Origin of the sequence: Anoxybacillus sp. LAT27 (assembly GCF_022030075.1) — a bacterium.
Lineage (GTDB): Bacteria > Bacillota > Bacilli > Bacillales > Anoxybacillaceae > Anoxybacillus > Anoxybacillus kestanbolensis.
The window spans coordinates 445,211-456,493 of sequence record NZ_JAIWYK010000445.1 but is presented as its reverse complement, the minus strand read 5'-3'; the positions used below and the strand labels follow the sequence as shown (position 1 = coordinate 456,493).

The following is an 11,283-nucleotide window of genomic DNA, read 5'->3' as shown; positions in this document are numbered from 1 at the left end:
GGATTAGCTCAGCTGGGAGAGCACTTGCCTTACAAGCAAGGGGTCGGCGGTTCGATCCCGTCATCCTCCACCATATATGAACATTGGTTTACTTTTATCATCGCGGGGTGGAGCAGCCAGGTAGCTCGTCGGGCTCATAACCCGAAGGTCGCAGGTTCAAATCCTGCCCCCGCAACCAAAGTTGGTCCCGTAGTGTAGTGGTTAACATGCCTGCCTGTCACGCAGGAGATCGCGGGTTCGAGTCCCGTCGGGACCGCCATGTATGGCTCGGTAGCTCAGTCGGTAGAGCAAAGGACTGAAAATCCTTGTGTCGGCGGTTCGATTCCGTCCCGAGCCACCATTTTGAATAATGTGGATTTGATCTATCTAAATATATATAATGTGCCGGCTTAGCTCAATTGGTAGAGCAACTGACTTGTAATCAGTAGGTTGCGGGTTCAAGTCCTGCAGCCGGCACCAGATTCTTTTTGAGCCATTAGCTCAGTAGGTAGAGCATCTGACTTTTAATCAGAGGGTCGGAGGTTCGAGTCCTCCATGGCTCACCATGATGCGGGTGTGGCGGAATTGGCAGACGCACCAGACTTAGGATCTGGCGCCTCTGGCGTGGGGGTTCAAGTCCCTCCACCCGCATGATGCGGAAGTAGTTCAGTGGTAGAACACCACCTTGCCAAGGTGGGGGTCGCGGGTTCGAGTCCCGTCTTCCGCTCCAATATGCCATGCCGGGGTGGCGGAATTGGCAGACGCACAGGACTTAAAATCCTGCGGTAGGTGACTACCGTGCCGGTTCGAGTCCGGCCCTCGGCACTTCATATGCGCCCGTAGCTCAATTGGATAGAGCATCTGACTACGGATCAGAAGGTTAGGGGTTCGAATCCTCTCGGGCGCGCCATGTTTATATCATTATGAGGACGGGAAGTAGCTCAGCTTGGTAGAGCACATGGTTTGGGACCATGGGGTCGCAGGTTCGAATCCTGTCTTCCCGACCATTTTCAAGGGGCCTTAGCTCAGCTGGGAGAGCGCCTGCTTTGCACGCAGGAGGTCATCGGTTCGATCCCGATAGGCTCCACCATATATTTATAATGGCGGCGTAGCTCAGCTGGCTAGAGCGTACGGTTCATACCCGTAAGGTCGGGGGTTCGATTCCCTCCGCCGCTACTAGCTTAGGACCTTTAGCTCAGCTGGTTAGAGCAGACGGCTCATAACCGTCCGGTCGTAGGTTCGAGTCCTACAAGGTCCACCATGTTATATTATACGGAGGAGTACCCAAGTCTGGCTGAAGGGGTCGGTCTTGAAAACCGAGAGGCGTCGAAAGGCGCGCGGGGGTTCGAATCCCTCCTCCTCCGCCATATACAGTTTCATATCGCTTTATATTATGCCGGCTTAGCTCAATTGGTAGAGCAACTGACTTGTAATCAGTAGGTTGCGGGTTCAAGTCCTGCAGCCGGCATCATTGTGGCGGCTATGGCGAAGTGGTTAACGCACCAGATTGTGGCTCTGGCATTCGTGGGTTCGATTCCCACTAGTCGCCCCATAACATTTGCAAATTCAAATATGCGGGTGTAGTTTAGTGGTAAAACCTCAGCCTTCCAAGCTGATGTCGTGGGTTCGATTCCCATCACCCGCTTACATGGGCCTATAGCTCAGCTGGTTAGAGCGCACGCCTGATAAGCGTGAGGTCGGTGGTTCAAGTCCACTTAGGCCCATTATAATCTTTATTTTTGTTCCGCAGTAGCTCAGTGGTAGAGCACTCGGCTGTTAACCGAGCGGTCGTAGGTTCGAATCCTACCTGCGGAGCCATTTACGGAGAGCTGTCCGAGTGGTCGAAGGAGCACGATTGGAAATCGTGTAGACGTGATGAGCGTCTCAAGGGTTCGAATCCCTTGCTCTCCGCCAGCCACTTTGGAAATAATATATGGCCCGTTGGTCAAGTGGTTAAGACACCGCCCTTTCACGGCGGTAACACGGGTTCGAATCCCGTACGGGTCACTAATTGAAAGGACATCCCATATTATTTGTGGGATGTCCTTTCTTATTTGTGCAAAATTAAATTAGAAATAGGATTTAGATAGAGGAATAGCCATTTTCTTTTGTTTCAGTTTAAGCACAAATACGATCAGTAAAATGCCTAACGCCACTAAATAAGAGGAACGTTTTTACATCCTTCTTCTCCACTCATATCCATTTTATTTTTCCCCTCTAAAAATTTCTTGCCATACTCGCCATGTTGATGAATCGATGGGTGCTCAACTTGAACGGTGACGTGGGAAAGATTGTATCGTTCCTTTAATATTTCATTGATCGCCAAAATGACGCAAAATGGCTGAATGTTTTCATGAATGAGAACGTGTGCAGTTAAAGAATAATGATCGGTGGAAATAGACCAAATATGCAATTCATGTACATCTTCGACTCCTTCAACAGATAAAATATCCGCGCGAATGCGTTCGATATCAAATTCGTCCGGAACTGCGTCCATTAAAATAAAATACGACTCTCGAACAATTTTTGCCCCACCTACGAAGATAATGGTACCGATAACTACGCTGATGAGGGGATCAAATACATATAGACCTGTGAAGTAAATTAAAATAGCTGAAATGATAACACCGATGGAACTTAGTAAATCACCAATAAAGTGCCATAAAGCGCTTTTTACATTTAAATTTCCTTCTTCTTTCATGCTCCGGCTTAAAACGATTGTTAACACAAGATTAACGATAAATCCGATTGTTGCGATCGTTAACATAAAGGAAAATTGAATGGTTTCGGGATGAATGAAACGACGGATTCCTTCGACAAAAATCCCCACCGCAATAACGACAAGTGCAAGCCCATTCAAAAATGAGGCGATAATTTCAAACCGTAAATAACCAAATGTAAATTTTTTATTTGGCGGACGAGAAGCTAAATAAAGGGCAATCATACTTAACCCTAATGCAATCACATCGGACGCCATGTGTGCTGAGTCTGACAATAAAGCAAGGGAATTTGATAAAATGCCCCCTATGACTTCCACAATCGTGAAAAAAGCGGTTAATAACAATGTCGTCCAAAGTGCTTTTTTTGATGTTGTCTGCACTTTTACATGCGGTAAATGATGAAAATCGTACATATAAACGCCCCCCTTATTATTTATAATAAATATAAAAAAATATAAAAAATAATTACTATAAAATATTCTATATAATTATCATTTGACAATCAAACGACAATTTTATGGACGTTCGTATTGATTTTCATTTCGCCATATTTAGCATGTGATTTGTTGAACATTGTCGAAAAATATCTTAATTTTCTTACAGGAATTTTACATGGCGTAGTGTAATATATCAGTACGGAGTGATTTTGTATCCCTTTAGGAAAGGAAGGATGAACATTTGCTAACGATGAGTCCAACCGATTTGCAGTTGCATTTATTTCACGAAGGAACGTTTTATGAAAGCTATCATTTATTCGGCGCACATCTTGTGAAACGAGACGGGAGAACGGAAACGCGTTTTTGTGTATGGGCCCCACATGCCAAAAAAGTTCGGCTTGTTGGGACATTTAACGATTGGAACGGAGAGGAGCATGAATTAACAAAAATAAACGATCAAGGAGTATGGATGATTGTTGTTCCAGAAAATTTAGAAGGACATTTATATAAATACGAAATTATAACAAAAGATGGATGCACTCTTCTTAAAGCAGATCCATATGCTTTTTATGCTGAAGAACGCCCCCATACAGCCTCTATTGTATATCAGTTGGATGGATACAAATGGAACGATCAAGCGTGGCAAAGAAAAAAGAAGCGAAAGCCTATTTATGAGCAACCGATGTTTATTTATGAAGTTCATTTCGGAACGTGGAAAAAGAAAGAAGATGGGCAATGTTATACATATGCGGAGATGGCAGATGAGTTAATTCCTTATGTTGTTGAGCATGGATTTACTCATATTGAACTGTTACCGCTTGTTGAGCATCCGCTCGATCGTTCATGGGGATATCAAGGAACGGGTTACTATGCTGCAACGAGTCGCTATGGGACGCCCCACGATCTTATGTATTTTATCGATCGCTGTCATCAAGAAGGAATCGGTGTTATCTTAGATTGGGTTCCGGGACATTTTTGTAAAGATGCACATGGGCTATATATGTTTGATGGCGAACCGACGTATGAATATGTGAATATGCAAGATCGGGAAAATATTGTTTGGGGAACAGCTAATTTCGATTTAGGGAAGCCAGAAGTGCACAGCTTTTTAATTTCGAATGCTTTGTTTTGGTTACAATATTATCATATTGACGGTTTTCGTGTAGATGCGGTGGCGAATATGCTTTATTGGCCAAATAGTGACGTATTACATCCAAATCCATATGCCATTTCATTTTTAAAAAAGTTAAACGAAGTTGTCTTTGCTTTTGATCCAAACGTATTAATGATTGCCGAAGATTCAACGGATTGGCCGAAAGTGACGGCACCGACGTACGACGGTGGATTAGGATTTAACTACAAATGGAATATGGGCTGGATGAATGATGTATTAACTTATATGGAAACGAGCATGCACGAAAGAAAACATATGCATCATAAAATGACGTTTTCGTTGTTGTATGCCTACACAGAAAATTTCATTTTGCCTTTATCTCATGATGAAGTAGTACATGGAAAAAAATCATTATTAAACAAAATGCCGGGCGATTATTGGGATAAATTTGCTCAGCTCCGCTTGCTTTACGGTTATTTCATGACGCACCCAGGAAAAAAACTGTTGTTTATGGGTGGGGAGTTCGGACAGTTTGATGAATGGAAAGACCTAGAGCAACTTGATTGGATGTTATTTGATTTTGATATGCACCGAAAAATGGATAACTACGTGAAGTCTCTCACGCATTTTTATAAAAAACAAAAAGCATTATATGAATGTGATCACGATCCAGACGGTTTCGAATGGATTGATGTAAACAACGCTGAACAGAGTATTTTTTCTTTTATTCGGCGAGGAAAAAAAGAAGAAGATACGTTAATTATTGTTTGTAATTTTACAAACGTCACATATCATGATTACAAAGTTGGTGTACCGCTTCTTACATCGTATCGAGAAGTATTCAATAGTGACGATGTTACGTACGGGGGGACGGGGCACATAAACAAAAAATTGCTTGCGGCACGTGAACAACCATACCACGGGAAGCCGTATCATATTGAAATGACCATTCCGCCGTATGCTATAACAATTTTACGACCTACAAGAAAAAGAGAAGGGAAGGGAAACCATGGTACGAAAAAAGTGCGTCGCTATGCTACTCGCGGGGGGGCAAGGGAGTAGATTAAGCTCATTAACAAAAAATTTAGCTAAACCGGCTGTTCCGTTTGGAGGAAAGTATCGCATTATTGATTTTACACTAAGTAATTGTGCCAATTCTGGCATTGATACAGTTGGGGTACTCACCCAATATCAGCCGTTAGAGTTAAACACGTATATTGGCATTGGGAGCGCGTGGGATTTAGATCGGAAAAATGGTGGGGTAACCGTTCTTCCACCGTATGCTGAATCGTCGGAAATGAGATGGTATAAAGGGACAGCAAATGCGATTTATCAAAACTTAAACTATTTAAAGCAGTATGATCCAGAGTATGTGCTCATTCTTTCTGGCGATCATATTTACAAAATGAATTATGCAGATATGTTGCAATATCATATTGAAAAGAAGGCAGATGTGACGATTTCTGTTATTGAAGTACCGTGGGAAGAAGCGAGCCGTTTTGGAATTATGAATACAAATGAAGAGATGGAAATTGTCGAATTTGAAGAAAAGCCAGCACATCCGAAAAATAATTTAGCTTCGATGGGCATTTACATTTTTAAATGGTCGATTTTGAAAGAATATTTGGAAATGGATAATCGAAATGATCGCTCAAGCCATGATTTTGGCAAAGATATTATTCCTTTGTTAATTGATGAAAAAAAGCGACTCGTTGCTTACCCATTTAAAGGATATTGGAAAGATGTCGGAACGGTAAAAAGTTTATGGGAAGCAAATATGGACTTACTAGAAGATACCCCAGCGTTAAATTTATTTGATTATACGTGGCGTATTTATTCAGTGAATCCGAATGAACCGCCGCAATATATTGCTCCGTATGCGCATGTGAAAGAGTCTTTAGTGAATGAAGGATGCATTGTTGAGGGGAATGTGGAGCATTCTGTTTTGTTTCAAGGGGTGTATGTTGCACAAGGTGCAACAGTAAAAGATTGCGTTGTTATGCCTAATGCTGTAATTGGTAAAAATGTATATATTGAAAAAGCGATTGTTCCACCAAACATGGAAATTCCCGATGGAACGTTCATTTGTGCCGATCAATTTGACGGGGAAGTCATTCTTGTGACAGAGGAGCTTTTGGGACATTTTTCAGAGAGAGAGGATGAGAAAGCGTGGGAAAATTAATGCTCGGGGTTATTGATGCAACGACATATAAGCGTGAAATGAATGATTTGACGCTTCAACGTTCTATTGCCGCTGTTCCGTTCGCTGGGCGCTATCGATTAATCGATTTTGTTTTATCAAATATGGTTAATTCAGGGATTGAAAGTGTCGCCATTTTCCCAAAATATCAATATCGTTCGTTAATGGATCATTTAGGTTCAGGTAAAAATTGGGATTTGAATCGAAAACGCGATGGCTTATTCTTTTTTCCTTCGCCAGATCTCCCGATTTCTCATATTGGATCATTTCAACATTTCCAGCAACATATCGATTATTTTTTGCGAAGTACACAAAAGTACGCCCTCATTTGCAATAGTTATACAGTATGTAACATCGATTATGAAGAAGTGCTGCGAAGACATATTGCTAATGGGTGCGACATTACACGCGTATGTCATCAAGGGCGATCGATTGACATGTTCATTTTAGAAACATCGTTGTTACTCGATTTGATTGCTAACCAACAAAGAAATCATTATCAAAGTATTGTGGATGTTGTTAATGATGAAACAAATGGGTTAACGGTGTGCGATTATGAATACGATGGATATGTTGCGATCATTGATAGTATTGAACGTTATTTTTATCATAGTTTAGAGCTTCTTCAACCAGAAATATGGAAGCAGTTGTTTTTGAAAGGAAGACCGATTTATACGAAAGTAAAAGACGAACCACCGACAAAATATACCTCACATGCTTTTGTTCGTAACACAATGATCGCGAATGGATGCGTGATCGAAGGAGAAATTGAAAGTAGTATTATTTCAAGAGCTGTGAAAATCGGAAAAGGGACTGTCGTTCAAAATAGTGTCATTATGCAAAAAAGTCAAATTGGAGAGAACTGTCATCTTGAATATGTCATTGTTGATAAAGATGCCCGAATTGGCGATGGGGTGAAATTAACTGGGACACCGAAGGAGCCAATCGTCATTCGAAAAGGAACAATACAAGGAGCGCTGATGAAATCGTGAAAGTATTATTTGTCGTATCAGAATGTGTACCATTCGTAAAAACAGGCGGGTTAGCAGATGTGGCTGGTGCATTACCAAAAGAGTTGAAAAAGCTTGGGACAGATGTACGTGTCATGTTACCAAAGTATGGGTTAATTCCAGAACATATGCGAAAAAAAATGCATAAAATTGCTGAGCTTGTCGTTCGTGTTGGTTGGAGAAGACAATATTGTGGAATTGAACAATTAGAATATGAAGGAATTACATATTATTTCGTCGACAATGAGTATTACTTTAAGCGAGATTCATTATATGGACATTACGATGACGGCGAGCGTTTTTCATATTTTTGTCGCGCTGTACTCGATTCTCTTCCGGTCATTGATTTTCAACCGAATGTAATCCACTGCCATGATTGGCATACAGGTATGATTCCATTTTTATTGCGTGAAGAATATACGAACAATTCATTTTACGCACGAATGAAAACGGTATTTACAATTCACAATTTACAATTTCAAGGTATTTTCCCACGCGAAATTTTAGGGGACTTGCTGAATTTAAGCGACCGCTATTTTTCTATTGAGCATTTAGAGTTTTATGGAAACGTCAGTTTTATGAAAGGGGCGCTTGTCTCGGCGCATATGATTACAACGGTCAGTCCAACGTATAAAGAGGAAATTCAAACGCCATATTATGGTGAACGGCTTGACGGGTTATTGCGGGCGAGAAGTTCGCATCTAGTTGGCATTTTAAACGGAATTGACGATGAAATATACAATCCGAAAAAAGATCCGTATATTGCAGTGCCGTATGATGTAACGACAATTGCGCGAAAAAGCATTAACAAACGAGCTCTCCAACAACATTTTTCTTTGCCATCAGAAGAAGATGTCCCTGTCATTGCCATTGTGTCGCGGTTAACAAAGCAAAAAGGATTAGATTTAGTGAAATGTGTATTTCACGAAATAATAGCAGAAAACGTGCAAATGATCATTCTCGGAACAGGGGAATGGGAGTTCGAACATTTCTTTCATGATATGGCGATGACGTACCCTGATCGTGTGCGTGTATATATTGGTTTTTCAGAGCAGCTTGCACATCAAATTTATGCCGGTGCGGACATGTTTTTAATGCCATCTCAATTTGAACCGTGCGGTCTCGGACAAATGATTGCTATGCGTTACGGGGCTGTGCCGATCGTTCGAGAAACAGGTGGATTAAACGATACGGTACAATCATTTAACGAATTTACGAAAGAAGGGACGGGATTTACGTTTAAAAACTTTAATGCGCATGATATGTTATATACCATTCAGCGCGCACGGTCATTTTATGAACAAAAAGAAATATGGGAGACAATTATGAAACAAGCAATGAACAAGGATTACAGCTGGGCACAATCGGCATTTAAATACAATCAACTATACGACGAATTAATGGCTGGGAGTGGCATCTATGTTCACGGATAAGGAAGAGTTTAAACAAACGTTTTTGAAGCGATTAGAAATGATGTATGGAAAGCGGTTTTGGGAATCCACTGTCCTGGATCAATACAATACGTTAGGCCATATGATTCGTGAGTACATTAGCAAACATTGGATTCAGACGAATGAACGATATCGTGCTGAACATAAAAAACAAGTATATTATTTGTCCATTGAATTTTTGCTAGGTCGCTTGTTGGGCAGCAATTTAATGAATCTTGGTATACGCGATGTCGTGGAGCAAGGATTAAAAGAGCTCGGCATTGAATTGGCTCGTATTGAAGAAGCGGAAATAGATGCAGGTCTCGGAAATGGAGGGCTTGGTCGATTAGCTGCTTGTTTTTTAGATTCTCTTGCTTCTCTTGACTTACCTGGACATGGGCAAGGTATTCGCTACAAGCACGGTTTATTTGATCAAAAAATTGTGAATGGTTATCAAGTGGAGCTTCCAGAGCAATGGTTGCGTCATGGGAATGTTTGGGAAGTGAAAAAAGAAGATTTAGCGGTAGAGGTCAATTTTTGGGGGAAAGTGGAGTGCTACGAACAAAACGGTCGATTAACGTTTCGACATTATGATGTAGAAAAAGTGATGGCCGTTCCTTATGATATGCCGGTCATCGGGTATGATACGACAACTGTCAACACGCTGCGACTATGGAGTGCGGAGCCAGCGAAGTTTCCTCTTCATAAACATGTCATGCAATATAAGCGAGAAACAGAAGCTATTTCTGAATTTTTGTATCCAGACGATACGAACGATGAAGGAAAAATTTTAAGGTTAAAACAGCAATATTTTCTTGTTGCTGCAAGCATTGGGAGCATTGTGCGCGACTATCGGCAACGATACGGACATTTACAACATTTCCATCGACACGTAGCGATTCATGTGAATGACACCCACCCAGTTCTAGCCATTCCAGAACTGATGCGAATTTTGTTAGATGAGGAAGGAATGGGATGGGATGAAGCGTGGCACATTACGACAAATACGATCTCTTATACAAATCATACAACATTATCTGAAGCGTTGGAAAAATGGCCTATTTACATTTTCCAACCGCTACTGCCGCGAATTTATATGATTGTGCAAGAAATTAATGAACGATTTTGTCGTGATTTATGGAATCGATATCCTGGCGATTGGAAAAGAATCGAGGAGATGGCGATTATTGCTCATGGGCTTGTGAAAATGGCCCATTTAGCGATTGTAGGGAGCTATAGTGTGAATGGGGTCGCGAAAATACATTCCGAAATTTTAAAGCATCGGGAAATGAAGTTATTTTACGAATACTTTCCAGAAAAATTTAATAACAAAACGAACGGGATTACCCATCGCCGTTGGCTGCTGAAAGCAAATCCGGAGCTTTCTTCTCTTATCACCGAAGCGATCGGAATGGAATGGATAAAGCAGCCTGAGCAGCTTATTCAGTTGAAAAAGTATGCAACTGATCATGCATTTCAAGAACGATTAGAAAAAGTGAAACATCACCATAAACAAAAGTTAGCTAAATATATTTACGAAAAAACAGGGGTGACTGTAGACGACTCATCGATTTTTGATGTGCAAGTGAAACGGTTACATGCGTATAAAAGACAGTTGTTAAATGTACTCCACATTATGCATTTATATAACCGATTAAAAGAAGATGAACATTTTGATATGTATCCACGTACGTTTATTTTTGGCGCGAAAGCATCGCCGGGATATCATTATGCGAAGCGGATTATTAAGTTAATCAATTCTGTTGCACAAAAGGTGAACAGCGACGAACAAATTAATGGGCGGTTAAAAGTTATTTTCTTAGAAAATTACCGTGTCTCATTGGCAGAAAAAATTTTTCCAGCCGCTGATGTAAGTGAGCAAATTTCGACGGCAAGCAAAGAAGCATCAGGGACCGGAAACATGAAATTTATGATGAATGGAGCTGTGACGATCGGAACGCTCGATGGGGCCAACATTGAAATTTTAGAACGTGTCGGTCACGACAATATGTTTATTTTTGGATTGACTGCAGAAGAAGTGTTGCACTATTATGCCAACGGTGGATATCATTCGTATGAATATTATCACCATGATCAACGGATTCATCAAGTTGTAAATCAGCTTGTGAATGGCTTTTTTTCAGATGCATATGATCACTTCGAGCCGATTTACGATTCGTTGCTTGCTCATAATGATCAATATTTTGTCCTACGGGATTTCGCATCGTATGCTGATGCACAACAACGATTGGGAGTAGCGTATGAAAATCGCCAAAAGTGGTTAGAAATGAGCGTGACGAACATCGCTTGTTCTGGATATTTTTCAAGTGACCGAACGATTGAAGAATACGCTCATGACATTTGGCGTATTCACTAACAAAAAGTCAGTCCTG

At 41.1% G+C, this 11,283-nt stretch carries 6 protein-coding genes and 21 tRNA genes; 26 read left to right on the top strand and 1 reads right to left on the bottom strand.

The genetic code is table 11. The annotated features are described in order from the left end of the window. The first annotated feature begins 101 nt into the window (after positions 1-101). From LD028_RS17865 to LD028_RS17765, 21 genes are all read left to right on the top strand, one after another. A tRNA-Met gene (locus tag LD028_RS17865) sits at positions 102-178 on the top strand. Positions 179-183: 5 nt separating this feature from the next. Then, a tRNA-Asp gene (locus tag LD028_RS17860) sits at positions 184-259 on the top strand. A 5-nt stretch (positions 260-264) separates the two neighbouring features. Beyond that, positions 265-340 (top strand) — tRNA-Phe (locus LD028_RS17855). A gap of 43 nt (positions 341-383) precedes the next feature. Next, positions 384-459: transfer RNA gene (locus LD028_RS17850), tRNA-Thr, on the top strand. A 10-nt stretch (positions 460-469) separates the two neighbouring features. After that, positions 470-545: transfer RNA gene (locus LD028_RS17845), tRNA-Lys, on the top strand. A gap of 4 nt (positions 546-549) precedes the next feature. Then, a tRNA-Leu gene (locus tag LD028_RS17840) sits at positions 550-630 on the top strand. Positions 631-634: 4 nt separating this feature from the next. After that, positions 635-709, top strand: a tRNA-Gly gene (locus tag LD028_RS17835). A 9-nt stretch (positions 710-718) separates the two neighbouring features. After that, a tRNA-Leu gene (locus LD028_RS17830) sits at positions 719-804 on the top strand. A gap of 8 nt (positions 805-812) precedes the next feature. Next, positions 813-889: transfer RNA gene (locus LD028_RS17825), tRNA-Arg, on the top strand. A gap of 20 nt (positions 890-909) precedes the next feature. Next, positions 910-986, top strand: a tRNA-Pro gene (locus tag LD028_RS17820). Positions 987-993: 7 nt separating this feature from the next. Further along, positions 994-1,069, top strand: a tRNA-Ala gene (locus tag LD028_RS17815). Between the two features lie 12 nt (positions 1,070-1,081). After that, a tRNA-Met gene (locus tag LD028_RS17810) sits at positions 1,082-1,155 on the top strand. Between the two features lie 8 nt (positions 1,156-1,163). Further along, a tRNA-Ile gene (locus LD028_RS17805) sits at positions 1,164-1,240 on the top strand. Between the two features lie 13 nt (positions 1,241-1,253). Further along, positions 1,254-1,346, top strand: a tRNA-Ser gene (locus tag LD028_RS17800). Positions 1,347-1,374: 28 nt separating this feature from the next. Next, positions 1,375-1,447 (top strand) — tRNA-Thr (locus tag LD028_RS17795). Between the two features lie 8 nt (positions 1,448-1,455). Continuing rightward, positions 1,456-1,531, top strand: a tRNA-His gene (locus LD028_RS17790). 22 nt (positions 1,532-1,553) lie between these two features. After that, a tRNA-Gly gene (locus LD028_RS17785) sits at positions 1,554-1,624 on the top strand. Between the two features lie 5 nt (positions 1,625-1,629). After that, positions 1,630-1,703 (top strand) — tRNA-Ile (locus tag LD028_RS17780). Between the two features lie 19 nt (positions 1,704-1,722). Further along, positions 1,723-1,797 (top strand) — tRNA-Asn (locus LD028_RS17775). Positions 1,798-1,802: 5 nt separating this feature from the next. Then, positions 1,803-1,893: transfer RNA gene (locus LD028_RS17770), tRNA-Ser, on the top strand. A 21-nt stretch (positions 1,894-1,914) separates the two neighbouring features. Continuing rightward, positions 1,915-1,986, top strand: a tRNA-Glu gene (locus LD028_RS17765). 148 nt (positions 1,987-2,134) lie between these two features. Here the strand turns inward: LD028_RS17765 and LD028_RS17760 are convergent. Next, the gene (locus LD028_RS17760) at positions 2,135-3,112 is read right to left on the bottom strand and encodes a cation diffusion facilitator family transporter (protein WP_237812575.1); all 978 of its coding nucleotides are present in this window, start codon (positions 3,110-3,112) and stop codon (positions 2,135-2,137) included. A gap of 274 nt (positions 3,113-3,386) precedes the next feature. Here LD028_RS17760 and glgB point away from each other — a divergent pair, with 274 nt between their 5' ends. Genes glgB through LD028_RS17735 form a run of 5 tightly spaced genes read left to right on the top strand, consistent with a single transcriptional unit; the run spans position 3,387 to position 11,267 of the window. Continuing rightward, entirely contained in the window at positions 3,387-5,312 is a 1,926-nt protein-coding gene (glgB, locus tag LD028_RS17755; protein WP_237812590.1) for a 1,4-alpha-glucan branching enzyme, read from the top strand. Beyond that, a complete protein-coding gene (locus LD028_RS17750; protein ID WP_237812574.1) occupies positions 5,260-6,432 on the top strand; it encodes a glucose-1-phosphate adenylyltransferase in 1,173 nt (390 codons plus the stop codon). The genes glgB and LD028_RS17750 overlap by 53 nt, the downstream gene beginning before the upstream one ends. Continuing rightward, on the top strand, positions 6,420-7,442 hold the full coding sequence (locus LD028_RS17745; RefSeq protein ID WP_237812573.1) for a GlgC family sugar phosphate nucleotidyltransferase: 1,023 nt from the start codon (positions 6,420-6,422) through the stop codon (positions 7,440-7,442). The genes LD028_RS17750 and LD028_RS17745 overlap by 13 nt, the downstream gene beginning before the upstream one ends. After that, on the top strand, positions 7,439-8,893 hold the full coding sequence (glgA, locus tag LD028_RS17740) for a glycogen synthase GlgA (RefSeq protein ID WP_237812572.1): 1,455 nt from the start codon (positions 7,439-7,441) through the stop codon (positions 8,891-8,893). The genes LD028_RS17745 and glgA overlap by 4 nt, the downstream gene beginning before the upstream one ends. Then, positions 8,880-11,267 carry a glycogen/starch/alpha-glucan phosphorylase gene (locus LD028_RS17735; RefSeq protein WP_237812571.1) on the top strand — a complete coding sequence of 796 codons (2,388 nt, stop codon included), beginning with the start codon at positions 8,880-8,882 and terminating at the stop codon, positions 11,265-11,267. The genes glgA and LD028_RS17735 overlap by 14 nt, the downstream gene beginning before the upstream one ends. Positions 11,268-11,283: the final 16 nt, after the last annotated feature.